The sequence below is a fragment of the Dactylosporangium sp. NPDC051484 genome, assembly GCF_040689395.1.
In the GTDB taxonomy this organism is placed as follows: domain Bacteria; phylum Actinomycetota; class Actinomycetes; order Mycobacteriales; family Micromonosporaceae; genus Dactylosporangium.
This window is the reverse complement of sequence record NZ_JBFAZX010000009.1, coordinates 133893-157631: the sequence shown is the minus strand read 5'-3', so window position 1 is coordinate 157631 and position 23739 is coordinate 133893. Positions and strand designations below refer to the sequence as shown.

The following is a 23739-nucleotide window of genomic DNA, read 5'->3' as shown; positions in this document are numbered from 1 at the left end:
GGGACATCGCCGCACCGCCATGCGAGGCGGTCCAACGGAAGCAATCATTGGGGTTCCCCTGGCGCTGGAGCAGGCGGCTGCGCACTGCCGGCAGACCGGCCGCAGCCTCGCCGGGTACCTGGCCTCATACCGCGCGGTCGGCGGCGCCCGGCTGCTCGACGAGGGCGCCCCCGGGGACTACAGCTCGCGCGGGATCTCGGTCGGGGCCAGGGCCGGTTGACCGTGCACACGCCGCACGCGCAGGCCCTGATCCAGCACGTCGACGGGCGCGGTACCGACGCCGCACGACTCCACTTGTCGATCAGCGCAATCGCGGCGAAGATGCGCAATGCCGGCGAGCTCGACGAGGCACGGCAGCTGGTCGAGCAGGTGCTCGCCAACCGCCGGCGGGTACTCGGCCCAGCCCACCCGAACACGCTCGCCTCGATCACCGACCTCGCGGCCACGCTGTCCGCAGACGGCGACCATCGGACGGCGGTCGCCCTGCTCGAGGACAAGGTCGCCCTGTGCCGCAGGACGTACGGGGAGCAACACCCGGAGACCCTGGCGGCGCACGCCGACCTGGAGAGCGCCCTCGCCGAGGCCGTCTCGGCCGAACTGGACGCCCGACGGCCGATCGCGTGGGAGTTGTTCCGGTCGGCGCGACTGCTGAGCGACACGATGCGGGTCGTGCAGCGGTACCGCCGCGACGAGAACGATCCAGCACGGCTCGCGCGCCTGGACCACGTACACGACCTGTTAACCCAACTCGGCCGGCGCCATGAGGTGCTTGTGCTCCTCCTCGATCTGCGGGCCATACCGCCACGGCTGCGGCCGGTACCACTCGCCGAGGTGCTGCGGACCGCCTCCACGCAGGTCGAGCACCACAAGCGGGTCGAACTCGCCGACGTGACGATCAGCGGTGCCGTCGACCCTAACCTCGCCTTACTCTTCTCCGAGCTGCTCGACAACGCCACGAGGTTCTCGCCGCCGCACACCGTGGTCCGCGTGACCGCCGACCGCGACGATGACGGCCAGGTCGTCGTCGAAATCGAGGACGCCGGGCTCGGCATGCGCGAGGAACACCGCCAGGAGGCCAACGACCGCCTGCGCTCCGTGCGGCCGCTGCACCGCCGGTCGGGTCACGGCTCGTGGAACGGGCTGCACGTGGTCAGCATGCTCGCCGCCCAGCACGGCGTCGAGGTGACGCTACTGGCCAATGCACACCACGGCACCACCGCTCGCGTGTTGGTACCGCCTCAGCCGGGTGGCAGCTGAGCGGCGCGCAACTCCGGGTTGCGGTGAAACGCCGCTACCGCTAGCCCGGTCCGGCGGTCACCCAGGTGAGCTGCCAGCCGACGTCGGCGGTGCGCAGACCGGTGTCGTCGATGCCGAGCATGAGCCGCCACAGCGGAAGATGCCCTGTACTCAACCGGTCGACGCAACAGCGAAGATCGACCTCGCCCGCTACTACGGTCGGGATCGTCGCGTCGCCCGGCACCTGTACAGCTGTCGTCAATTGCCCGCTACCTGCGGAACAGCCAACCAGGTGGATGGCATGGCGTCGCGTTGGGCAATGGTGTGTGTCAGACCTTCGACACCAACCTTTTCCCAACGGTGCATGGGCGTCGGTTCAGCGGATCGAAGGCACTGGCGAGCCAGGCGTCGAGATGGCCGACCATCACGTCTTCCCGCATGATCACGTTACGGGGGCAATCGATGATGTTGGCGAGCGCGTCCTCCTGCGGAAAACCGGCAGCGGTAGTACGCCACACCGTGTGAATGCTGGCCTTGCATCTTGCGCTCGCAGACCGCGCAGTACACCGCACCCTTGAAGACGTAGGGACGGCGGCCGCGGGTACTGCCGCCGTGGTCCGCCCACGCGGTTCGCCGCGGCGCGCGAGGGCCGTCTGGGTCTGATCGAAGGTGTCCCGGTCGATGATCGCCGGGTGGGCTGGTGCGTCCGACCGCACCCAGTGGTCACGGTCGTTCCAGCACATCACACTGGTGTGACCATCGCGACGTCGTCGACGAGCACTTCGTCGGTGCGTTGCTTGTTCCAGACCTGGAACCCTGTGTACCGAGGATTCTTCAGGTCCGCGACCGCATTCTCACCGCCCGCCAGTCGGCCGGTGAGGTCCGCCAGGTGCAGGCCGTCACCGCCATCGGCCAGCGCGACCGGTGCCGGCCGCGCCGCGGGCAGTCGGCCGCTCCCCCGTACTGCGCCCGCCGCCGCCCGGCCCGGTTCCACTCGGTGCGCGCCTCGGGCCGGCGCAGGACGGCTTCCAAATCGCTCCGGACGATCACACGCAGGCGGGGCAGTTGCGGAACGAATTCGTGAAACTGCCTATCCCGCACTGCGCCTCCCCGCGATCCGTGTCAGTCCCGCGCCCCGCCCGTCGATCGTAGCCGCGAACCCGTCGACGTCGACCGGATTTCATGCGCGGGGCATTCGTACTGACCGTTGAGACTTCTCACTGCGGGCAACAGCCGGGGCGGCCATGTCCTTTCCGGATGCAAACATGGCATGCACGCGGTTCGCCGCTGACGGCCGATCTCGGCGGGGATGTCGGCGCTGGCGTTCGCGCCCAATGGCGGCGTCCTGACCGCCGCCGATGCGACGCTCGACGTGGCTGCTGGAGCAGCGGGCCGCCGAGCTCGGCGTCGACGTGCGGCGAGGGCACCGGGTCGGTGCGCTGACGCAGGACGACGAGGGTGTGACCGTCGTTGTGGACGGTCCGGCCGGGCGGCAGGAGCTGCGCACGCCGTACCTGGTCGGCTGCGACGGGCCGGAGAGCACCGTTCGGGCCGCGGCCGGCATCGGCGTGGAGACGCTGGGCCGAACCTACTACGGCGTGTTCGGCGACATGGAGCCTGCCGAGGACGCGGACAAGGTGTTCGACTCCGGGGTGTTCGAGCGCGGCATGTTCGGCGCGGTACCGATCACCGCCGACCTGGTGCGGCTGATGACGATCGAGTTCGACGTGCCGCGGCCACCGCACGACGTGCCGGTCACCGAGGACGAGCTGCAGGAGCGGATCCGCGCCGCCGGTCCCGGTCCGCCGGGCCCGGCGGTCGGGCCGGAGTCCGTCAGGACCGGCCGATGCCGGTGACGAGCATCGACAGCATGAGCTCGACGTTCTCCTCGGCCATCGCCAGCGCGTGCGCAAGCCGCAGCAGCACCCCGACGCGCAGCTCCGGGCGGATGCCGCCGGCCTGCTGGGCGCGGCGCAGCAGTACCTCGGCGGCGTCGCGCATGCCGTGGCAGGACCGGTAGAGCTGGGAGGACTCGTCGTTCATCGCGGCCAGCGAGGAGGAGGGCAGGCCACGATACTCCGCCAGGTCGGCGATCAGCGTGCGCAACCAGTCCAGCAGCGCCGCCCTCGGGTCGTGCGCGTCGGCCAGTGCGGCGGCGCCCACCCGCAGCGCCTCGAACCGGTCCGACATGACCGCCTCGAGCATGGCCTCCGGGGTCGGGAAGTGCCGGTAGACAGTGCCGACCCCGACACCGGCCCGTTCGGCGATGTCCCGCAAGGCGACATCGGTGCCGTGCGCCGCGTAGAGCTCGCGGGCGACCTCCAGCAGCCGCTCCCGGTTACGCAGCGCGTCGGAGCGGCGGGACGTGCCCGGGAAGGCAGTGCTGGAGCGGCTCATCACACCTCGCAATCACGGTGACGCCGGCGCTTCACATTATCACCGCGCGGGCCGGGACTGCCGCCGCTCAGATCCGCTCGAACGTGAACCCGGCCTTGATCCACTTGCTGGACTCGACTGCCACCGCGACCGCGCGGTCACCCGGCGCCATCTCGCCCAGCGCCCGCTCCAGCTGCAGGAACGGCAGCGCGTTGCCGGTGTTGCCGGTGTCGACGATGCAGGAGACCTCCTCGGCTCCGGCAAGGCCGAGGCGCTCCACGATCCGGGCCGTCATCCGGGTCGACAGCTGCGGCGGCAGGACGTAGTCCACCTCGCCGGCCGACCAGCCGAGGCCGTCGAGCAGGTCGTGCGCGCCGAGGTGCGGATGTGGTCCGGGTCGCCGCAGCAGCGCCGGTTCGTCGCGGTGTACCACGACGACGGCCGGGCCGTCGGCGCCCTGGGCTGGAACGACCCGCGCGGGCTGCGCGACGCGGCGCGGACGCTGAGCGCGCCCGAGACCGCGCGGCGGGTGTGAACACGTGTTCCCGGCCCACCGCGGTCGGTGGGCCGGGAACACGCAAGCCGGGGCCGTCCGCGCCTACGCCTTGGCCGGGGCCGGCTTGCGGGTCTGGATCACGATCGCGGCGACGAGCAGGGCCGCGGCCGCCAGGACAGCGGCGGTGCCGAAGGCGTCGGCGAAGCCGTGCGCCTGCAGCGTCCGCTGCACGCCGTCCGGGGCGGCGCCGCGCACGACACTGCCGTACACGGTGATCAGTACGGCCACGCCGAGCGAGACGCCCATCTGCTGCATCGCCTGTAGCAGGCCGGATGCGGCGCCGGATTCGGCCGGCGGCAGCCCCGCGAGCACGGTCATGGTCAACGGCATGAAGCTCATGCCGAGGCCCGCGCCGAGCAGGATCAGCGGCCCCAGCAGGTGCACCGGGTAGGCACTGTCGGCGCCGACCTGGCTGAGCCACGCGGCGGCGACGAGCACCAGGGCGGTGCCCAGCAGAGTCAGCCGCTTGGCGCCGAGCTTCGGCACCAGCTTCGGCGCGGTCCGGGCGGCGATGAACTGCGCGGCAGCCTGCGGCAGGAACGCCACACCGGTGCGCAGCGGCCCGTACCCGTGCACCTCCTGCATGTACTGCGACAGCAGGAACAGCATGCCGGTGGTGGCCGCGGGAAGCAGCAGGTTGTTGAGATACGCCGCGGCCCGGTTCCGCTCGGTCACCAGCCGCAGCGGCATGATCGGCGCGCCCGTGCCGCGCTCCACGGCCACGAACGCCACCAGCAGCACCACGCCGAGGACGAGGCCGCCGATCGTGACGCCGTTGGACCAGCCGTCGGAGGCGGCGTGGATCAGCGCGTAGACGAGCGCCACCATGCCGGCCGTGGACAGCAGCGCGCCGACGGTGTCGAAGCGCGCCTGGTGCCGCTCGGTCTCGCGCAGGTACAGCAGGATCAGCACCACGGCGATCGCCCCGAACGGGACGTTCACGAAGAACACCCACCGCCAGGACGCCGAGGCCAGCGCGCCGCCGAGCACGAAGCCGAGGGTGAGGCCGAGCCCGAGCACCATCGAGAACGTGCCGAGGGCCTTGTTGCGCTCGGCGCCCTCGGAGAAGTTGGAGGCGAGCAGCGCCAGCACGCTCGGTGCGGTGAGCGCCGCGCCGACGCCCTGCGCCACCCGCGCGGCGATGAGCACGCCCGCGGCCGGCGCGACGCCGCCGACCAGCGACGCGATGGTGAACAGGGTGATGCCGGCCAGCAGGATCCGGCGGCGGCCGAAGGCGTCACCGGCCCGGCCGGCCATCAGCAGCAGGCCGCCGAAGGCCAGGGTGTAGCCGTTGAGCACCCAGGCGCCGCCGGCGGCGGAGAAGCTCAGGTCCTGCTCGACCCGCGGTAGGGCGATGTTCACGATGGTCACGTCCAGCACGACCATCAGCTGGCAGGTGAGGATGATGCCGAGGATCAGCGCCTTCCTCGGCGGGTGTGGGGCGGCCGGCTCGCCGCCGGCCGCCCGCGTGGCGGTGGAGCTCTGACCGCGCTCACTCATGATGTTCCTTCGCAGGCGGTAGCCCGGAACCGGCTCCCGGCGGAGCGGCCCGTTCGGCACGATACGGATTTAGGCGATGCGGAATCGGAATTCGTTTCCGTTTCACTCGAACGGTATCTGCCTGCGACGGCCTGCGCAACAACCGGTGAGGCCGCCGCCCGGGCAGTGTCCCCTTTAGACCGCAGCTAGGCCGGTGCAAGGCGCAGCGCCGGTGCGGAGTTCGTCGCCGACTTCACCACCGCCCTGCCGGCCGAGACGTTCCTGATCACCTTCGGCATCGGCCGGGAGCACCTGGACCGCTTGCTGAAGCACAAGACGTGGCTGCGCGGGTCGGCATCCCGCACGCCGCCGCCGCGACTGCCCAAGTCAACGCCAGCGCCGGCCTCGATCCCCCGCAACGGCAGGCGCTGACCGCGGCCAGCCTCGTCGACCTCGCCGCCGTCCTCGGCGACCGTGACGCCGGACTGCGCCGGCTGATCGAGCACCCAGAGCTCCCGCCGGGCCCGCGGGGTGCTGGGCGGGCGGCCCTCGCCGGGCGCCGAGCGGGCCCTGCCGCGACAGATCCGGTCCGGGCCTGCCGGACCGGGGCGGGCACCGTCGAGGCGGTCCGCGGCATCGGCTTCACGCTGCACGCCGGGCAGTGCCTGGCGATCGTCGGCGAGTCCGGCTCCGGCAAGAGCGCGACCGCGCGGGCGCTGCTCGGCCTGGCCGGCCCGAACGCTACCGTCACCGCCGGCGCGCTGCGCCTGGCCGGGCTCGACCTCACCACCCTGTCGGAGCGGCAGTGGCGCCAGGTTCGCGGCCGGGACCTCGGCCTGGTGCTGCAGGACGCCCTCGGCTCGCTCAACCCGCTGCACCGGGTGCGCCGCGACGTCGGCGAGCCGCTGCGCCGCCACCGCCTGGTCCCGCGGGACGCCCGCGCGGCGCGGGTCATCGAGGCGCTCGCCGCTGCCGGGGTGCCCGAGCCGCGGCTGCGCGCCGAGCAGTACCCGCACCAGCTCTCCGGCGGCCTGCGGCAACGGGCGCTGATCGCCTCCGCGGTGATCGCCGCGCCGCCGGTCCTCGTCGTCGACGAGCCCACCACCGCCCTGGACGTGACCGTACAGTCGCAGGTACTGCAACTGCTGGAGGAGCTCAAGTCGGACGGCACCGCGCTGCTGATGATCAGCCACGACCTGGCCGTGGTGGCCCGGATGGCCGATCACATCGCCGTGATGCGCGACGGGGCGATCGTCGAGTCCGGCCCCCCGCGGCAGGTGCTGGGCGCCGCGTCCCACGCGTACACCCGCAAGCTGATCGCCGCGGTCCCCTCCGCCCGCCCCCGCCGGGCCCCGCCCGCAACGGCCGGCGAGACGCTGTTGGAGGTCCGCGAGGTCACCAAGCGGTACCGGCAGCCCGACGGGACCCCACGCGCCGCCGTCCACGACGTGTCCTTCACCGTGGCCGGCGGCCGGACGCTGGGCATCGTCGGCGAGTCCGGCTCCGGCAAGAGCACCGTCGCCCGCATCGCGATGGGCCTGCTGCGCCCGGACGCTGGCGAGGTCCGCTTCGCCGGCGCGGCCTGGAGCGCCCTGCCTGAGCGCGACCGCCGCCCGCACCGCGGCCGGATCCAGCTCATCCACCAGGACCCGCTCGGCGCGTTCGACCCGCGGTTCACCACGGCCCAGGTGATCGGCGAGGCGCTGTCCGGCCTGCCCGACCGCTCGGCCCGGCGCTGCCGCGTCGCCGAACTGCTCGACACCGTCGGCCTGCCGGCGGCGCTGGCCGAGCGCCGGCCCGCCGAGATGTCCGGCGGTCAGCGGCAGCGGGTGGCCATCGCCCGGGCCCTCGCGCCCGGCCCGCAGCTGCTGGTCTGCGACGAACCGGTGTCGGCGCTGGACGTCTCGATCCAGGCGCAGATCCTTGACCTGCTCGCGCAGCTGCAGGCCGGGCAGGGGCTGGCGATGCTGTTCATCTCCCACGATCTCGGCGTCATCCGATACCTCAGCGACGACGTGCTGGTGATGAAGGACGGCGCCGTCGTCGAGCGCGGCCCGGTCGACGAGGTCTTCGAGCGCCCGAAGCACCCGTACACCCGGCAACTGCTCGCCGCGGTGCCGCGCCTGCCCGTGTAATTTGGGACTCTGCCCCGTCAGGTCCACCGCACCTGGTGTGGTGGTAGGCCAACCGTGAGGGAGGCGGAAGCTCGTGGCGGGAACAGGACGCCCGAACCACGCAGCCCGACAGAGTGGGAACACTGGCATCGGGTCACCCGCACAGCGATCGCCAAGCACCACGTGACCGCCCTCGCGGACACGGCCACAGCGGACGACACCCGCCTGGTTCACTCGCACTGCCAGCGCTTGCCTGACACGCCCTCCGGGGCTTGCGTGAGCCGTATGCCGCGACGAGTGGCACGTACGGATCTGCTGGGCAGCTCGCGCGTCCGGTTACCCGCGCGAACACGCGGTCAGAGCCGGGCCGGCGCGCGGTGCCGCTGCGGTACGTTGTCGTCCGCCGTCGCCGGGTGGTGCGACGGCTCCCCCGGCCGCGGGGCGGAATAGGGCGCCAGTGACACGACCTCGTCGACGCGATCCAGCACGTCGCTGCGGTGGGTGATGAGCAGGACGGTGCGCCCCTGGGCGGCGTCCAGCAGATCGTCGAGCAGCTCGTCGGCGGTCTGTTCGTCGAGGTGCTCGGTCGGCTCGTCCAGGATCAGCACCGGGAAGCCGGCCAGCAGCGCCCGGGCCAGGGCGAGGCGGCGCCGCTGGCCGCCGGAGACGGCCGCGCCGTGCTCGCCGACGAGCGTGCCGAGCCCGTCGGGAAGGGACCGGACCCAGCCGTCGAGCCGCGCGGCGGCCAGGGCCGCCTCCAGCTGCGCACCGGTGGCCTCCGGCCGAGCGATGCGCAGGTTGGCCTCGATGGTGGTGTCGAACAGGTAGGCGTCGTCGCCGAGGTAGCCGATCACCTGTCGCACGTCGTCGCCGCGCAGGTCGCGCAGGTCGACGCCGCCGAGGGTGACCCGGCCCGCGGTGGGGTCCAGCCAGCGCAGCAGCAGCGCGGCGACGGTGCTCTTGCCGACGCCGCTCGGCCCGACCAGCGCGACGCGGCGGCCGGGCCGCAGCGTGAACGACAGGTCGTGCAGCACCGGCCGATCGGCCGCCCAGGCGGCGGCGACGTGCTCGACGCGCACCACCGGCGGCCGCCCGCAGCTCCCGACCGGCGACGCCACGGGCGACGACACCGACGCAACGGACAGCGCGACAGGCGACGACACCCCCGACGCGACCGGTGAAACGACAGGCGACGCGACCGGCGGCGACACCGCCGACGCGACGGACTGCGAGACGGGCGACGACACCCCTGACGCAACCGGCAAAGCCACCGGCGACACCACCGGCAAAGCGACCGGCGATGCCGGGTCGGGTGCGGGGTCCGGGACGGCCGCGATCTCGGCGAGGCGGCGCAGGGCGGCGCGCGCGGCGGCGAGGCCCTGCGCGGCGACCGGCACGGCGGCGACGGTCTCAAACACCGCCAGCGGTGTGAGGACGACGACGGCAAGCAGCTCGCCCGGCAGCGCCCCGGAGCGCACGGCGACCGCGCCCGCGGCGAGACCGGCCAGGACGCTGAGGCCCGCGCAGGCCGCGGTGACCGCGGCCGAGACGCCGGCCAGGGCGCTGGAGCGGCGGGTCGCGGCGAGCAGCTCCCGGTCGGTGCGCTCCAGCGCGGCGAGGGCCGTGCCGGTGGCGCCGGCCGCGATCAGGTCGGGCAGGCCGTGCACCAGGTCGGTGGCGCCGGCGGCGAGGGTGCCGCGCAGTGGGGCGAGCCGGGCGTCGGCGCGGCGGACCAGCGCGGACTGCAGCAGTGGTACCCCGACGCCGGCCGCGAGCAGGCCGGCGGCGAGCGCGGCGCCCGCGGCGGGCAGCAGGGCGCCGACGAGCAGCACCGAGGCCAGGCCGATCACCCCGGCCACGACGATCGGCAGCCACACCCGCACGACGAGGTCGAGGACGGCGTCGACGTCGGCGGCGAGGCGAGCCGCGAGATCGCCGCGGCGGAAGCCGGCCAGCCCGGCCGGTGCGAGCGGCACCAGCCGCCGGTAGGCGCGCACCCGCAGGTCGCCGAGCATTCGCAGGGCGGCGTCGTGCCCGGCCAGCCGCTCGGCGTAGCGCAGCACGCCCCGGCCGATGCCGAACGCGCGCACGGCGACGATGGCGACCATGAGGTGCAGCACCGGCGGGTGCTGGGCGGCGCGGGAGATGAGCCAGGCTGAGGTGGCCATGAGCCCGACCGCCGCGCCGGCGGCGCCGAGGCCGGCCAGCACGGCCAGGGTCAGCCGGCCGGCCGCCGCCCGCGCCGGGCCCGCCACGATGCGCAGCCCGCCCATCAGGACACCCCCGCCGGGGTCAGCGGAATCTCGCGGTCGGCGGCGGCGAGCAGCGCGGGCCGGTGCGCCACCAGGATCACGGTCCGGCCGGCGGCGTGGGCACGGATCGCGGCCAGGATGTCGGCCTCGGTCGCGGCGTCCAGGCCCGCGGTCGGCTCGTCGAGCAGCACCAACGGCGCGCCGCGCAGGAAGACCCGGGCGAGGGCGATGCGCTGGCGCTGCCCGGCGGACAGGCCCGCGCCGTCATCGCCGATGCGGGTGCCGAGGCCGTCGGGCAGCGCCTCGACGAAGTCCAGCGCGCCGGCGCGGGCGGCCGCGTGCCGGACCGCCGCGTCGTCGGCCTCCGGCGCGCCCAGGCGGATGTTGTCCGCGATCGTGCCGGCGAACAGCCAGGGCCGCTGTGGCAGCCACGCCACCCGTTGCCGCCAGCCATCTGGGTCCACTGTGGACAGATCGGTGCCGTCGACCGTCACGGTGCCGCTCTGCGGCGTGGCGAAGCCCATCAGCACGGCCAGCACGGTCGACTTGCCGCAGCCGCTCGGGCCGGTCAGCGCCACCAGTTCGCCGGGGCGCACCTCGGCGCTGAACGGCGGCAGCGGGGGGCGGCCGGGGTGGTGTACCACCATCTTGTCGAACCGGATCGTGCCTGCCGGCGGCGGGGCCGCGCCCCGCTCGGGCAGCGGGGTCTCCAGCACCGCGAAGACGTCGGCCGCGGCGGCGAGGCCCTCGGCGCTGGCGTGGTAGTTGGCGCCGACCTGGCGCAGCGGAAGGTACACCTCCGGGGCCAGGATCAGCACCAGCAGCGCGGTGGCCAGGCCGAGCCGCCCGTCGACCAGGCGCAGCCCGATGCCGACCGCGACGAGCGCCACGGAGAGGGTGGCCAGCAGCTCGAGCACGAGGGAGGACAGGAACGCCAGCCGCAGCGTTCGCATCGTGACCCGGCGCTGCTCGGTGCTGATCCGGGCGATCACCTGGGCCTGCCGCCCGGCCCGGCCGAAGACGCGCAGCGTCGCCAGACCGGCCACGACGTCGAGGAAGTGGTGCGACAGCCGGCTCAGCAGCCGGAACTGCCGCTGGTTGGCGGCCTCGGTGTGCAGCCCGACCAGCGCCATGAAGAGCGGGATGAGCGGCAGCGTGACGGCCATCGTGCCGGCGGCGACGAGGTCGGCCGGCGCGATGCGCACGAGCAGGATGACCGGCACGAGCGCGGCGAGGACCAGCTGCGGCAGGTATCGCGAAAAGTAGGCGTCGAGCGCGTCAAGCCCCCGGGTGGCCAGCGTGGCGACCGTCCCGCTCGGCGGGGCGGCGCCCGGGCCGAGCGCCGCCACGTGGGCCAGCAGCCGGGCCCGTAGCTGGTGCTTGACCGCGGCCGCGGACCGGGTCGCGGCGGCCTCCTGCGCCCAGGCGACGGCCGCCCGCGCGGCGACGACCGCGGCCAGCCAGCCCAGCGCCGGTGCGATCCGGCGCAGGTCCGCGCCGTGCAGGTAGACGTCGGTGATGGCATCGGCGAGCAGGGTCGCCTGCGCGACGAGCAGGGCGGCCAGCGCCGCGCCGAGCGCCACGGACAGCGCGAGGTAGGTCCGCGCGGCCCGGGCGTGGCGCAGCAGCCGGGGATCCAGCGGTCTCACGGGTGCGCCGCCGGGATGTGCTCCACCCGCAGCCGGCGGCGGAACACCCAGTACGTCCAGGACTGGTAGCCCAGCACGAGCGGCGTGAAGCACACCGCGACCCAGGTCATCACCTTCAACGTGTACGGCGAGGAGGCCGCGTTGGTCACCGTGAGGCTCTGCCCGCCTTCGAGGGTGGTGGGCATGACGTCGGGGAAGAGCGTGACGAACAGCGCCGCGACGGCGAGCACCAGCGTCACGGCGGTGGCCAGGAACGCCCAGCCCTCGCGCCGGGCGCGGATGGCCGGGAGCGCCGCGACCAGCGCCACCGCGGCGGCTGCGGACAGCGCCCAGCCCCAGGCGTCGTCGTGGGTCAGCTGGGTCCACAGCAGGAACGCGCCGGCCAGTGCCACCGCCGGCAGGCTGAGCCGCCACGCGAGCCGGCCGGCCCGCTGCCGCACGTCGCCGTCGGTCTTCAGGGCCAGGAAGACCGCGCCGTGCAGCGCGAACAGCGACAGCGTGGTCAGTCCGCCGAGCAGCGCGTACGGGTTGAGCAGGGTCAGCAGCGAGCCCGTGTACTCGTGCTGGGCGTCCAGCGGCACGCCGCGCACGATGTTGCCGAACGCGACGCCCCACAGCAGCGCGGGCACCAGGCTGCCGCCGATGATCGCGAGGTCCCAGCGGCGCCTCCACCGTGGACTGTCCACCTTGCCGCGATACTCGAAGGCCAGGCCGCGCAGGATCAGCGCCACGAGGATGATCAGCAGCGGCAGGTAGAAGCCGGAGAACAGGGTGGCATACCACTCGGGGAACGCGGCGAAGGTGGCGCCGCCCGCGACGAGCAGCCAGACCTCGTTGCCGTCCCAGACCGGGCCGATCGTGTTGATGAGCAGGCGCCGCTCGCGCTCGTCGCGGCCGAGGACCGGCAGCAGCATGCCGACGCCGAAGTCGAAGCCCTCCAGGAGGAAGTAGCCGGCCCAGAGCACGGCGATCAGGATGAACCAGACGGTGGTGAGTGCCATGACGGCGCCTGCCTTCAGTACGCGAACGCGAGCGGACGGTCCGGCTCATCTTCGCCGGGGGGTACGACAGTTTCCGGTGCGCCGGCCCGGGCGTAGCGCAGCATGAGCATGAGCTCGATGACGGCCAGCGCGCCGTACAACACCGTGAAGACGATGAGCGAGGTCGCCACGTTCGCGGTGGACACCGACGGCGAGACGCTCTGCTCGGTCTTGAACACCCCGAAGACGGTCCACGGCTGGCGGCCCACCTCGGTGAAGATCCAGCCGAACGAGTTGGCCAGCAACGGCATCGTGACCGTGGAGATCGCGGCCAGCCACAGCCAGCGCCCGGCCGGCCGGCGGCCCTTGCGGGTGCTCCACAGCGCGAGCGCGGCCACCGCCATGGCGAGCGCGCCGAAGCCGATCATCAGGCGGAACGACCAGTACGTGACCGGGACGTTGGGCACGTAGTCGCCTTCGCCGTACTTCTGGACGTACTGCCGCTGCAGGTCGTTGATCCCTTCGACCTCGCCGGACGGGCTGCCGGTGGCCATGAACGACAGCAGCGACGGGATGCGGACGCTTGCCACCTCCTCGCGCCCGTCCAGCGACCCGATGGTGAACAACGAGAAGGACGCGGGCTTACTGGTCTCGTAGAGGGCCTCGGCGGCGGCCATCTTCATCGGCTGCTGCTCGGTCATGATGCGGGCCTGCAGGTCGCCGGTGATGAGCACACCGACGCCGGCGATCAGCACCACCCAGGCGCCCAGCCGCAGGCCGGGCCGGAACACCTCGACCTGGTTGCCCCGGCGCAGGTGCCAGGCGCTGACCGCGAGCAGCAGCGCGCCGGCGGTCAGGAAGCACGCGGTGATCGTGTGCGGGAAGGTGACCAGCGCGGTGCTGTTGGTGAGCACGGCGCCGATGTCGGTGAGCTCGGCCCGGCCCCGCTCGGCGTTGATGGTGTAGCCGACCGGGTGCTGCATCCACGAGTTCGCGGCGAGGATGAAGTATGCCGACAGCATCGTGCCGATCGAGGCCAGCCAGATCGTGGCCAGGTGCACCCGCTTCGGCAACCGGTCCCAGCCGAAGATCCACAGGCCGAGGAACGTCGACTCCATGAAGAACGCGAGCAGCCCCTCGATCGCCAGCGGCGCGCCGAAGATGTCGCCGACGAATCGCGAGTAGGCGCTCCAGTTCATGCCGAACTGGAACTCCTGCACGATGCCGGTCACGACGCCCATCGCGAAGTTGATCAGGAAGAGCTTCCCCCAGAACTTCGTGGCCCGCAGGTACTCCTCCCGCCCGGTGCGCACCCACGCGGTCTGCAGCCCCGCCACGAGCGCGGAGAGACCGATCGTGATCGGTACGAAGATGTAGTGGTACACGGTGGTGATCGCGAACTGCCACCGGGCAAGATCGAGGGCGTCCATGACGCAGATTCTGCGCACCGCCCGCCGTAGCGGATCAGGGCCGAAAGTCCCATCACCACCGGGCCGCAGGGGCCCCACGGGGCGGCTCGCGCGCCGGTGCGCGACATCCGGGTAGTCGCCCCGGGACGGCGGACGGTTCCCGGCGGTCGGTCATCTCACTCGCGGGCCGCCGAGCGCCGGACCGCGCCGGACGGTGGTTCAGGATGGAACGCATGCGACTGCCCGCGACCCCTCGCGCGGCCCTGGCCGCGACCGCCGCCGCCCTGCTCGTCATCCTGCTGCCGGCACAGCCGGCCTGGGCGCACGAGCGGCTGGTGTCCACGGACCCCGCCGACGGCGCGAGCGTGACCACGCCGATCACCGAAGTGACCCTGACCTTCAACGCGCCGGTCAAGTCGCGGTTCAGCACCGTCGTGGTCACCGGCGCCGACGGCGCGGGCCACGCGCAGGGCGCGCCGCGGGCGGTGGACTCGACCCTGATCCAGGCGGTCGGCGCGCTGCCGCCGGGACCGGTACGGGTGGCGTGGCGGACGGTCTCCGCCGACGGCCACCCGATCGAGGGCCAGTTCACGTTCACCAACGCGGCGCCACCGCCCGCGAGCGCCGCCGCATCGCCGAGCCCGGCCACGACGGGATCCGCCGCAGGGTCCGCCGCGGCCGCGCCGAGCCCGGCAGCCGACCAGCCGGCCTCCAGCGGGCAGGACTCACCGGCCACGGCGTGGTGGTGGATCGTCGCCGCGGTCGTGCTCGTGCCGGCGGCGGCCGGTGGCTGGCTATGGTCCCGGCGCAGGCGCGCGGCAGGCGGCTGACCGGGCGGGGCTCGAACGCGCCACCACCCGGCGCAGCCGTCGATCAGCGGCGTTCGGCCTCCGCCGCGGCCGCGCGCAGGAACGCGTTGTACCGCGCCAGGTCGTCCTCCTCGCCGGTGGCCTCGGCCCGGTCCGCGGCCCGGTCAAGACGGCGCTGCTCACGCTCGTCGGCGCGGATCCACCGGACCACGAGCAGCAGCAGGATCGCCGCGGCGGGGATCTCACCGAAGCCCCACGCCAGCCCGGCGCCCACGTGCTGGTCGGCAAGCAGGTTGTCGGCCCAGGCCGGGTGGACGGCGGTATACCAGCCCGGGGCGATCACGGTGCGGGACTGCATCAGGGCGAGGCCGAGGAAGGCGTGGAAGGCCATGCCGGCGAAGTGCAGCAGCACCAGCATCGGCGGCGGGACCGCACGCCGGCCGGGGTCGACGCCGATGAGCACCCAGTAAAACAGGAACCCGACCGCCACGAAGTGCGTCAGCATCGCCAGGTGCCCGAGGTGGTAGCGCATCAGCACGCCGAGCAGGTCGCTGAAGTACAGCGCGTACAGGCTCACCACGTACAGCGCGAGCGCCACGAGCGGATGCGACAGCAGCCGCGCCAGCCGGCTGTGCAGGGCCAGCATCAGCCAGTCCCGGGCACCCCGGACCGCCGGGTCGGCCGGCGGGCGCAGCGTGCGCAGCGCCAAGGTGATCGGGGCGCCGCCGACCAGCAGGATCGGCACCACCATGCCGAGCACCATGTGCTGGGCCATGTGCGCGGAGAACAGCACATAGGCGTAGCGGGCGATCCCGCCCACCGTGAACAGACCGAGCAGCAGCATCCCGCCCAGCCAGCTCGCGGTCCGGGCGACCGGCCAATGGTGCCCGCCCCGCCGCAGCCGCCACACCCCGGCCGCGTACGCACCGATCCCGGCCGCGACCAAGGCCAGGAAGTAGGCGTCGACCAGCGGCGGCCAGAACACCCGCACGGCGCTCAGCGGCGCGGGTGCGGCGAAGCCGAGCAGGTCGGTCACCGGATCGGTCTGGACCGGATCGGCGGGTACCGGCGCCGGGGCCCGCGACAGGGCCACGGCCAGGCCGAACGTGGCGGCGAACAGCAGCAGTTCGCCGGCGGCCAGCCGGCGCAACGCGCCCGGCCGCCCGGCCCGCAGCGCGGGCAGGGTGCGGGTGCGGTGCACGGCACCGAGGACCCCGGCCGCGACGAGCGCGGCGGTCTTGCCGAGCACGAGGAGGCCGTACCGGGAGTGCCACAGCTCCTCCACCGCGCCGAGCCGCACCGCCGCGCTGGCCAGGCCGCTGAGCGCTACCGCCACCCAGCACCCGAGGGCCAGCCGGCGGTAACCGGCCGCCGCGACGCCCAGCACCCGGTCGGAGCGCAGCACGAGCAGCGCGGCCAGGCCGCCGGCCCAGAGCGCGGCGGCGACGATGTGCACGGCGAGGCTGGTCACCGCGACCTGATGATTCCCGGCCCCGGCGGCGTGCCCGGTCAGCGCGGGCGGCACCAGCCCGGCGCACGCCAGCACCGCCACCACACCCGCGGCCGTGCGGGTCAGCACCGCCCGGCACGCCACCGCCACCACCACGGCGAGCACCGCCTGGATCAGCGCGGACCGGCCCTGCGCCACCGACCAGGCCAGGCTGCGCACGCCCGCCCACGACACCTGGCCGACCGGCATGCCGAGCAGGTCCGACAGCGTCAGCGGCAGCATCACCACGCTGGCCAGGGCCCAGCCGCCGGCCCACCACGAGGCGCGGCGCAGCAGCCGGTAGGCGGCCGGCCCGACCAGCTGCCCGCGGCCGCGTTGCTCGGCGCCGTCGGTCGCCGCACCGGGCTCGCCAGGCTCGCCGGGTGGCGCGGCGGTACCGGGCAGCAAGAACGCCGCCATCACGCACCAGCCCACCGTCAGAGTGCCGAACACGTCGACGGCCGCCCGGGTCACCGGCAGGCCCCACCGCGTCCACCCGCCCGGGTCCGGCAGGCCGGGGATGCGGTCGCCGGCGACCGCGCCGCCGAAGCGCAGGGCCACGATCAGCGTCAGCAGCAGCCCGGCGACCGCGACGGCGGCCAGGAGGAGCCGCCGGGCCGGGGAAGCCGGCACATACCGGCGCAGTAGCGTGAACATCGTGCGGGTGGTCGTCGCCCGCGCCGGATCGGTTCCCGCGACCGTGCGATCGTTGGAAACCTCACGGCCCGGCCAGACCTTTAGAGGCCGTACTGTGCGAGCAGCCAGCCGTACAGGGCGAGGTTCCCGACCCCCTGCGCGATCACGCAGGCCAGGACCGAGCCGGTCAGCAGGCGGCAGATGCCCAGGCCCAGGCCCATCACGAAGACGGACGTGAGGCTGCCGGCGATCACCGACGGGAAGAACGGGTTCAGACCGTAGTCGCCGAGGTGCACCGCCGCCCACAGCGCGGCCGTCGCCACCACCGCGCCGAACGGGCCGAGCCGGCGCTCCGCGGCGTCGAACAGCACGCCCCGGTAGCAGACCTCCTCAACCAGCGGCACGAGGAGGGTCAGGCACAGCAGCATGGCCGCGGCGCGCACCGGCACCGGACCGGGCACCAGGTTGCCGAACAGCTTCGGGATCCACGTGAGCCAGTCGTCCTGGCCGTCGCCGAACGCGGCGACCGAGGCGACGACCGTCACCGCGTAGGAGGCGACCACGATCACCGTGCCGGCCACGAGCCGGGGCGTGGTCCGGCTCGGGCAGATGCCGACCGAGACCCACAGCTGCCGCGGCACCGCCAGCAGGGCGAGCGGGGTCAGCGCCATGGACAGCACCATGACCGGGATGTTGTACGCACCGGAGATCCGCACCGCGGCCAGCACGAGATAGACGGCGAGGGCGACCGTCGCCGGCGCCACCTCGTACCGGGTGCGGGCGCGTCCGAGCAGGGTGGTCACGCCGGTCCGCCCGCCGGCGCGACCGTGGCGCGGCGCCGGCCCGGCAGCCACCAGTTGTATCGCTTGAGGATCAGCAGCAGCGCCGGCACGAACAGCATCCGGATCAGCGTGGCGTCGAGCAGCACGGCGGTGCCCAGGCCGACGCCGTACTGCTGCAGCATCAGCGTCGAGGACAGCAGCATGGCGCCGAGGCTACCGGTCATGACCAGGCCTGCCGCGCCGATCACCCGCCCGGTGTCGACGACGGCCTCGCCGATCGAGCGCTCCGCCTCGACGCCCGCCCGGTTGAGCTCGCGGACCCGGGTGACGAGGAAGATCTCGTAGTCCATGCCGAGGCCCATCATGAGGATCATCAGGAAGACCGGCAGGTCGTTGATGATCGCCTCGTGGCGCCAGAGATCGAAGACCAGCACGGTGATCCCGATCGCCCAGACATTGCTGATCATGATGGTCGCGATCAGCTGGAGCGGAATCACGATCGAGCGCAGGGCGACCACGAGGACGATGCCGACGGCGAGCGAGACCAGCAGTACCAGCTGCCAGAAGCTGCGGTTGAGCGCGTGGCCGTACTGCTCGTCGACGCGGGTCGAGCCGCCGACCACCAGGCCTGCGAAGTCCGGACCGGCGGCGGCCAGCACACCGTCGACGCGGTGGAGGGTCTGGTACGCCCCGTCGCTGAACGGGTCGTCGCGCAGCACGACCACGAACCGCAGCACGCCGCCCGGGGAGAGGAAGTCCCGGCGTACGTCGGCCGGAATGTCCTTGACCTCCTGCTCGGTCCACGCCCGGCCGAACGGTTGGGTCAGCGCGTCGACGCGGGACACCCCGTCGACCGCGGCCACCTGCGTTGCCAGCCGGTGCACGGCGGAGTACCGCTCCGGGGTGATCTGATCCGACGCGGGCCCGGCCCGCCCGACGATCACGGTGGGGAACGCGGCGCTCTTGCCCCACTCCCGGGCCACGATGTCGAACCCGGTCTTGGAGCTGGTCGCCGGGCTGAGCGCGGCGGGGTCGGCGGTGAACCGCGACGTGCCGACGAGCCCGAGGAACGGCACGGTGAGCACCAGGAAGACCGCCACGACCGTCCACCGGCGGCGGCCGGAGAGCGCGGAGACCCGTCGCAGCAGCCGGGCCAGCCCGCCGGCCTGTTCCAGGTCGGTGATCGGCTTGTACCCGAGTGCGAAGAAGCGGTCGCCGAGCAGAATCAGCACGCACGGGGTGAGCGTCAGCACGGCGAGCAGGATGATCGGGATGCCGATGAGCCCGCCGTAGCCCAGCGGCGGCACCCAGTCCACCGGCGACAGCAGCGCCGCGCCGAACGCGAGCACGACGGCGATCCCGGCGAGGAAGACGCTCTCCCCGGCGCTGGCGGTGGCCAGCAGCACGGCCTCCCGGACGGGTTTGCCGAGCACACGCTGCTGGCGGTACCGCGACGAGAGCAGCATGCTGTAGTCGACACCGGCGCCGAGCATCACGAACGTCATGATCGTTACGGTGAACTGGGTCAGCGTGACCTCGTGGCCGAGCCAGTAGAGCGCGGCCTGACTGACGTTCATCGACAGCGCGACGATGGCGACCGTCAGGATCGTCGGCACCACGGCGCGGAAGAACAGCAGCAGCACGATGCCGATCACGATGTACGCGGCCGTCTCCATGATCGTGTTGTCCCGGTCGGCCCGGTCATAGGTGTCGGCGATCAGCGCGAGCTCGCCGGTGACGTACACCTTCGTCGTGCCGCCGAGGCCGGCAGCCGCGGCCGCGTCCGCCGCGGCGGCGCGCAGGAACCCGACGTCCGGGTCCGCGCCGGCCCGCTTGCTGAACGTGGCGGTGATCAGCGCCGTGTCGCCGTCGGCGGAGACCGCCTGCCGCAGCGCCTCGGCCGGCACCGGCAGCCCGAAGTCGCGCCACGGCGTGCCGGTCGCGTAGTCCGCGGCCGCCCGGTCGACAGCGCCGTTCACCGGATCCGGCCCGAGCGTCTTCAGCGGCCCGGCGAGCCGGGCCGGCAGCTGGCCGGCGGCGACCGCGCCGTCGACGACCTGCGGCCACGCCTCGGCGAGCCGGCCCGGGGCGCCGGCCAGCGCGAGCGCCTGCGGCCGCAGCTGGGTGCCCGCCTCCTTGAGGTAGTACAGGGCGACGTCGCGGTGCAGGGTGTACGCCGACGCGGTGCCCTCGATCTCGCCGGTGCGCTGCCGCTCGCCGATGCGCGCGTCGAGGCCGGCGAGCAGCCGCGGCACCGCCGGGTCATACGCGTCCGGCAGCGACAGCACGATCACCGCCTCGCGCTCGGTGCGGTGCGGGAACGCGCGGTTGACCAGGTCCTCGGCCCGGGCGCTGCTGGTTCCGTCAACGATCTTCGAGGCGCCCTGCTTGATCAGCACGTCCTTGAGCTGGAACGCGAACGGCGTCGTCGCGGCGATGAGGACCAGCCACAGCGCGATCACCGTCTTGGGGTACCGGATGATCCCCGCGGCGATCCGGTCGAACGCACCGCGGTGGCGGTGCTCGACGTCCGGCGTGCCGGAGGTCGGCTCGGTGCCCAGACGCGTCATCGGCGGGCGTCCGACGGTCGGGCCGCCACGCCGACGACGAACGTGTGGGTGAGCCGCAGCGTCGGGTCCTGGACGAGCCGCCGGTGCAGCTCGTCACGCAGCTTCGAGCGCAGCTCGGGCAGGCGGGAGGCCTGGATCGCGTCGCGGAACCCGGCGGCGGCGCCGGAGCGCTCGACCCACTCCACCGCCTCCTCGGCGGTCTTCCACGGCAGCACCTGCTCGCCCTCGCGCAGCACCAGCGGCTGGAGGCCGGTCTGCTCGAACCAGCGCCGCAGCACGCCGGGGTTCTTCGGCAGCGACACGTGCACCATGCGGGTCATCATCGACGGGTCGGAGCCGAGCACGGCCTCCAGCGAGTCGCGCAGCAGGACGAGCGCGTCGTCCCGGGTCTCGATGATGACCACCCGGCCGCCCGGCACCAGCACCCGGTGGATCTGCCTGAGCAGCCTGGCCGGCTTGGTGTAGCAGATCGCCCAGCCGCAGACGACGAGGTCGGCGCTACGGCTGGGCTGGCGCTCGATGAACGCCAGCATGTCGCCCTGCTCCAGCTCGGTGTCGAGGCCGGGGTGGGCGGCGAGGCGCTTGCGGGCCATGGCGAGCATGCCGCCGGACATGTCGACGGCCTTGATCGAGCCGCGCCCCCGCAGCTGCTCGGCGACGGCCTCGGTGAGGTGGCCGGTGCCGCAGGCGAGCTCGACCACCCGGTCGCCCGGCTCGATCACGACCTCGCCGAGCGCGCCGCGCCCGTGCCCGCCCATGACCTTGCTGAAGAAGTCGTCGTAGCCGGTGCTCGCGACGTCGTAGTCGGGCGTGGGGTCGGCCCGCTTGCCGCGCAGGATCAGGCCTGCGGCGCGCAGGGCCAGCCTAGCTGTGGGCATGGATCGCTCCAGTCTGATCGGTCGATGTGGCACTGCCTGACGGTTGCGGGGTTTCCGGCGCGGGGATGACCCGCCGCGCCGCGTCGACGGCGAGGATGAGCAGGCCGGCGGTGGCGACGAGGCCGCCCGCGACCGCGTAGACGACCGGGGTGCCGGCGTAGGTCAGGCCGAGGCCACCGCCAAGCGGGCCGACGAGCATCCCGACCGCGTAGGCGGTGTTGAACAGGGCATAGGCGGCGCCGTATCCGGCGCCGATCCGCTCGACCAGGCGGCCCATCTCCGGCAGGGCCGGCACCAGCGCGAAGGTCATGGTCACCGCGAACGCGCAGAGCACGACGGCGACCGCGCCGGTCGAGCCGGGCAGCACCAGGCCGGCGAGGACCCCGCCGGTGCCGGTCAGCCCGGCGCCGGCGAGCACCCGGAAGCCGACCCGGCGGTCGAGGTAGCCGACACCGATCGAGGTGCCGGCGTGCACCACGGTCGCGGCGCCGAACAAGATGCCGATCAGGCCGCCGCCGGCGTGGAAACGGTCGCCGAGGTACAGCGACAGGGTCGGCTCGACGAAGCTCAGCGCACCGGCGGCGGCCGCCACGGCGGCGAACGCGACCAGCCCGTCGCGGTGGCGCAGCACGGGCCGCCGCTGCCGCTCAGGCGCGATCCGGGCGTCGCCGGAGGGCACCACCGTCAGCTGCAGCAGCACGTTGAGCCCGGCGAACACGGCCGCGACCAGGAACGGCGCCGCCTCGCCGCTGCGGGCCGAGAGCAGCCCGCCCAGCGGTGGCCCGGCGATGAGCCCGACCGACATGCTGGCCATCGCGGTGCCCATCGCCGGGCCGCGCTTGGCGTCCGGGAACGCGTCGGCGATCAGCGCCACGCCGGCCGTCCACACCACCGCCGCCGCCGCGCCCTGCACGGTGCGCGCGACGAGCAGGAGCCAGTACGTGTCGCCGAGGGCGAAGAGCACAGTGGCGGCGGCGATGCCGAGCGAACCGGCCACCATCGGCACCCGCCGGCCGGCCCGGTCGCTGATCCGCCCGGCCGCCGGTGAGGCGACGAGCAGGCCCATCGCGTACGCCGCGAACAGCACCCCGACCTCGAGGGCCGAGGCATCGAACCGGCGCGAGTACGCCGGGAGCACAGGCACGGCGATGCTGTAGAGCAGGGAGTCGACGAAGAGCCCGAGGAACACGACGACCAGCACCGCCCGGGCCCGGGCGGTGCCGACCCGGCCGCCGTCCGCCGCCACTACGCCGCCACCAGCGCGTCCCGCATCTGGACGAACGCCGCCAGAGTGCGGTCGAGCTGGTCCTGCGTGTGGGTGGCCATGAAGCTGGCGCGCAGCCGCGGCGACGCGGCCGGCGGGACCACGGGGTTGACGTAGACGCGGTGCTCCAGCAGCGTGCGCCACATCACCAGCGTCTGGTCGAGCTCGCCGGTCGGCACGCTCACGATCGGCGCGCTGCCCGGCACCGTTGGGAAGCCGAGGCGGCCCAGCTCCCGCCGCACATAGGCGGCGTTGTCGATCGCCTGCTGGCACAGCCACGGCTCCACGCGCACGATGCGCAGGGCCTCAAGCGCGGCGGCCACGGTGGCAGGCGGTGCGGCCGCGCTGAAAATCTGGCTGCGGGCGTGGTGGCGCAGGTAGTCGATGACCACCGCGGAGCCCAGTACCGCACCGCCGACCGAGGCCAGCGCCTTGCTGAAGGTGATGGTGATCAGGTCGACCCCGGCGGCCACGCCAAAGTGGCTGGCCGTGCCGCGGCCCTTGCTGAGCACGCCGACGCCGTGCGCGTCGTCGACGATGAGCCGGGCTCCGTGCCGGCGGCACGCCTCGACCAGCTCGGGCAGGGGGCAGAGGTCGCCGCCCATGGAATACACCCCGTCGACCACCACCAGCTTGCCGGCGTCGGGCGGGCAGCGCAGCAGCAGCCGCTCCAGGTCGGCCACGTCGTTGTGGGCGAACCGCAGCGTCTTGGCCGGGCTCAGCCGGGTCGCGTCGTAGATCGAGGCGTGCGCCTCCCGGTCGATGAGCACGACGTCGTGCCGGGACAGCAGGGCCTCGATCACGCCGAGGTTGGTCTGGTGGCCGGTCGGGAAGACCAGCGCGGCCTCGGTACCGAAGAAGTCGGCCAGCTCCTGCTCCAGCTCCTCGTGCAACGGCGTGTTGCCGTTGAGCAGGCGCGATCCGGTGCGCGATGACCCGTACTCGTCGATCGCCGCCCGGGCCGCGGCGCGGACCCGTTCGTCGGAGGTCAGGCCGAGGTAGTTGTTGGAGCCACACATGATGACGTCCCGGTCGCCGAGCCGGGCCGTGGTGGCGTCGCGACCGGCGAACATCGTGAAGTACGGGTAAAGGCCAGCCTCCCGGGCGGTACGAGCCGAGTCGTACGACTGACAGCGCTCGAAGATGTCGACGCTCATTGAGTCCCCTCCTCGCGAGCGATGAAGAACTTTCACAATGGCGCCGCGCCGACCGATGTCGACGCGAGTCAATCAGGTAATTCCGTGCCATGACTCTGTTCGC

The 23739-nt window shown here is 73.4% G+C and carries 21 protein-coding genes; 6 read left to right on the top strand and 15 right to left on the bottom strand.

Going from position 1 to position 23739, the window contains the following annotated elements; genetic code table 11:
• The first annotated feature begins 19 nt into the window (after nucleotides 1-19).
• Nucleotides 20-220 (top strand): hypothetical protein, encoded by a 201-nt coding sequence (locus AB0367_RS18295; protein ID WP_366227507.1) that lies wholly within the window; start codon nucleotides 20-22, stop codon nucleotides 218-220.
• A 2-nt stretch (nucleotides 221-222) separates the two neighbouring features.
• Nucleotides 223-1257 carry a tetratricopeptide repeat protein gene (locus AB0367_RS18290; RefSeq protein WP_366227505.1) on the top strand — a complete coding sequence of 345 codons (1035 nt, stop codon included), beginning with the start codon at nucleotides 223-225 and terminating at the stop codon, nucleotides 1255-1257.
• 308 nt (nucleotides 1258-1565) lie between these two features.
• Here the strand turns inward: AB0367_RS18290 and AB0367_RS18285 are convergent, their stop codons facing one another.
• Both AB0367_RS18285 and AB0367_RS18280 read right to left on the bottom strand, forming a co-directional pair.
• Nucleotides 1566-1754: a hypothetical protein gene (locus AB0367_RS18285; RefSeq protein ID WP_366227566.1), complete on the bottom strand. Its 189-nt coding sequence runs from the start codon at nucleotides 1752-1754 to the stop codon at nucleotides 1566-1568.
• A gap of 224 nt (nucleotides 1755-1978) precedes the next feature.
• A complete protein-coding gene (locus AB0367_RS18280) occupies nucleotides 1979-2230 on the bottom strand; it encodes a hypothetical protein (RefSeq protein WP_366227504.1) in 252 nt (83 codons plus the stop codon).
• 364 nt (nucleotides 2231-2594) lie between these two features.
• On the opposite strand from AB0367_RS18280, the gene AB0367_RS18275 reads away from it, so the two are divergent.
• Nucleotides 2595-3092 carry an FAD-dependent monooxygenase gene (locus AB0367_RS18275; protein WP_366227503.1) on the top strand — a complete coding sequence of 166 codons (498 nt, stop codon included), beginning with the start codon at nucleotides 2595-2597 and terminating at the stop codon, nucleotides 3090-3092.
• Here the strand turns inward: AB0367_RS18275 and AB0367_RS18270 are convergent.
• Nucleotides 3070-3633, bottom strand: a complete 564-nt coding sequence (locus AB0367_RS18270; protein WP_366227502.1) for a helix-turn-helix domain-containing protein — start codon at nucleotides 3631-3633, stop codon at nucleotides 3070-3072. The two genes, AB0367_RS18275 and AB0367_RS18270, sit on opposite strands and share 23 nt — an antisense overlap.
• 67 nt (nucleotides 3634-3700) lie before the next feature.
• A complete protein-coding gene (locus AB0367_RS18265) occupies nucleotides 3701-4045 on the bottom strand; it encodes a 3-oxoacyl-[acyl-carrier-protein] synthase III C-terminal domain-containing protein (RefSeq protein WP_366227501.1) in 345 nt (114 codons plus the stop codon).
• On the opposite strand from AB0367_RS18265, the gene AB0367_RS18260 reads away from it, so the two are divergent.
• Entirely contained in the window at nucleotides 3980-4147 is a 168-nt protein-coding gene (locus tag AB0367_RS18260) for a hypothetical protein (RefSeq protein WP_366227565.1), read from the top strand. The two genes, AB0367_RS18265 and AB0367_RS18260, sit on opposite strands and share 66 nt — an antisense overlap.
• A gap of 63 nt (nucleotides 4148-4210) precedes the next feature.
• Here the strand turns inward: AB0367_RS18260 and AB0367_RS18255 are convergent, their stop codons facing one another.
• Nucleotides 4211-5668, bottom strand: coding sequence for an MFS transporter (locus AB0367_RS18255; RefSeq protein WP_366227500.1), 1458 nt, complete (start codon nucleotides 5666-5668; stop codon nucleotides 4211-4213).
• Between the two features lie 317 nt (nucleotides 5669-5985).
• On the opposite strand from AB0367_RS18255, the gene AB0367_RS18250 reads away from it, so the two are divergent.
• Nucleotides 5986-7782, top strand: coding sequence for an ABC transporter ATP-binding protein (locus AB0367_RS18250; RefSeq protein WP_366227499.1), 1797 nt, complete (start codon nucleotides 5986-5988; stop codon nucleotides 7780-7782).
• A gap of 335 nt (nucleotides 7783-8117) precedes the next feature.
• On the opposite strand, the gene AB0367_RS18245 is transcribed toward AB0367_RS18250, so the two are convergent.
• The 4 genes from AB0367_RS18245 to AB0367_RS18230 are packed head-to-tail and all read right to left on the bottom strand — an operon-like array spanning nucleotide 8118 to nucleotide 14072.
• A complete protein-coding gene (locus AB0367_RS18245) occupies nucleotides 8118-10034 on the bottom strand; it encodes an ATP-binding cassette domain-containing protein (protein ID WP_366227498.1) in 1917 nt (638 codons plus the stop codon).
• Nucleotides 10034-11662, bottom strand: a complete 1629-nt coding sequence (gene cydD, locus AB0367_RS18240; protein WP_366227497.1) for a thiol reductant ABC exporter subunit CydD — start codon at nucleotides 11660-11662, stop codon at nucleotides 10034-10036. Before cydD ends, AB0367_RS18245 begins: the two co-directional genes overlap by 1 nt.
• On the bottom strand, nucleotides 11659-12663 hold the full coding sequence (gene cydB, locus AB0367_RS18235) for a cytochrome d ubiquinol oxidase subunit II (protein WP_366227496.1): 1005 nt from the start codon (nucleotides 12661-12663) through the stop codon (nucleotides 11659-11661). Before cydB ends, cydD begins: the two co-directional genes overlap by 4 nt.
• 14 nt (nucleotides 12664-12677) lie before the next feature.
• Nucleotides 12678-14072 (bottom strand): cytochrome ubiquinol oxidase subunit I, encoded by a 1395-nt coding sequence (locus tag AB0367_RS18230; protein WP_366227495.1) that lies wholly within the window; start codon nucleotides 14070-14072, stop codon nucleotides 12678-12680.
• Between the two features lie 212 nt (nucleotides 14073-14284).
• On the opposite strand from AB0367_RS18230, the gene AB0367_RS18225 reads away from it, so the two are divergent.
• Nucleotides 14285-14881, top strand: coding sequence for a copper resistance CopC family protein (locus AB0367_RS18225; RefSeq protein WP_366227494.1), 597 nt, complete (start codon nucleotides 14285-14287; stop codon nucleotides 14879-14881).
• 43 nt (nucleotides 14882-14924) lie between these two features.
• Here AB0367_RS18225 and AB0367_RS18220 read toward each other — a convergent pair whose 3' ends face one another.
• The 6 genes from AB0367_RS18220 to AB0367_RS18195 all read right to left on the bottom strand — a co-directional run bounded on the left by AB0367_RS18220 (nucleotide 14925) and on the right by AB0367_RS18195 (nucleotide 23636).
• Complete coding sequence (locus AB0367_RS18220) at nucleotides 14925-17006, bottom strand: cytochrome c oxidase assembly protein (RefSeq protein ID WP_366227493.1); 2082 nt, start codon at nucleotides 17004-17006, stop codon at nucleotides 14925-14927.
• Between the two features lie 80 nt (nucleotides 17007-17086).
• On the bottom strand, nucleotides 17087-17788 hold the full coding sequence (locus AB0367_RS18215; RefSeq protein WP_366227492.1) for a CPBP family intramembrane glutamic endopeptidase: 702 nt from the start codon (nucleotides 17786-17788) through the stop codon (nucleotides 17087-17089).
• Nucleotides 17785-20337 (bottom strand): MMPL family transporter, encoded by a 2553-nt coding sequence (locus AB0367_RS18210; RefSeq protein WP_366227491.1) that lies wholly within the window; start codon nucleotides 20335-20337, stop codon nucleotides 17785-17787. Before AB0367_RS18210 ends, AB0367_RS18215 begins: the two co-directional genes overlap by 4 nt.
• Nucleotides 20334-21215, bottom strand: a complete 882-nt coding sequence (locus AB0367_RS18205) for a methyltransferase domain-containing protein (RefSeq protein WP_366227490.1) — start codon at nucleotides 21213-21215, stop codon at nucleotides 20334-20336. Before AB0367_RS18205 ends, AB0367_RS18210 begins: the two co-directional genes overlap by 4 nt.
• On the bottom strand, nucleotides 21202-22461 hold the full coding sequence (locus AB0367_RS18200) for an MFS transporter (protein WP_366227489.1): 1260 nt from the start codon (nucleotides 22459-22461) through the stop codon (nucleotides 21202-21204). The genes AB0367_RS18205 and AB0367_RS18200 overlap by 14 nt, the downstream gene beginning before the upstream one ends.
• Complete coding sequence (locus AB0367_RS18195; protein WP_366227488.1) at nucleotides 22461-23636, bottom strand: aminotransferase class I/II-fold pyridoxal phosphate-dependent enzyme; 1176 nt, start codon at nucleotides 23634-23636, stop codon at nucleotides 22461-22463. Before AB0367_RS18195 ends, AB0367_RS18200 begins: the two co-directional genes overlap by 1 nt.
• Nucleotides 23637-23739 lie beyond the last annotated feature (103 nt).

What these genes read in the sequence shown, in the direction of transcription:
- AB0367_RS18275 (WP_366227503.1), top strand. Translation starts at nt 2,595, where the DNA reads ATGCGACGCTCGACGTGGCTGCTGGAGCAGCGGGCCGCCGAGCTCGGC.
- AB0367_RS18205 (WP_366227490.1), bottom strand. Translation starts at nt 21,215, where the DNA reads ATGCCCACAGCTAGGCTGGCCCTGCGCGCCGCAGGCCTGATCCTGCGC.
- cydB (WP_366227496.1), bottom strand. Translation starts at nt 12,663, where the DNA reads ATGGCACTCACCACCGTCTGGTTCATCCTGATCGCCGTGCTCTGGGCC.
- AB0367_RS18225 (WP_366227494.1), top strand. Translation starts at nt 14,285, where the DNA reads ATGCGACTGCCCGCGACCCCTCGCGCGGCCCTGGCCGCGACCGCCGCC.
- AB0367_RS18245 (WP_366227498.1), bottom strand. Translation starts at nt 10,034, where the DNA reads ATGGGCGGGCTGCGCATCGTGGCGGGCCCGGCGCGGGCGGCGGCCGGC.
- AB0367_RS18255 (WP_366227500.1), bottom strand. Translation starts at nt 5,668, where the DNA reads ATGAGTGAGCGCGGTCAGAGCTCCACCGCCACGCGGGCGGCCGGCGGC.
- AB0367_RS18210 (WP_366227491.1), bottom strand. Translation starts at nt 20,337, where the DNA reads ATGACGCGTCTGGGCACCGAGCCGACCTCCGGCACGCCGGACGTCGAG.
- AB0367_RS18295 (WP_366227507.1), top strand. Translation starts at nt 20, where the DNA reads ATGCGAGGCGGTCCAACGGAAGCAATCATTGGGGTTCCCCTGGCGCTG.
- AB0367_RS18220 (WP_366227493.1), bottom strand. Translation starts at nt 17,006, where the DNA reads ATGTTCACGCTACTGCGCCGGTATGTGCCGGCTTCCCCGGCCCGGCGG.
- AB0367_RS18270 (WP_366227502.1), bottom strand. Translation starts at nt 3,633, where the DNA reads ATGAGCCGCTCCAGCACTGCCTTCCCGGGCACGTCCCGCCGCTCCGAC.
- AB0367_RS18195 (WP_366227488.1), bottom strand. Translation starts at nt 23,636, where the DNA reads ATGAGCGTCGACATCTTCGAGCGCTGTCAGTCGTACGACTCGGCTCGT.
- AB0367_RS18230 (WP_366227495.1), bottom strand. Translation starts at nt 14,072, where the DNA reads ATGGACGCCCTCGATCTTGCCCGGTGGCAGTTCGCGATCACCACCGTG.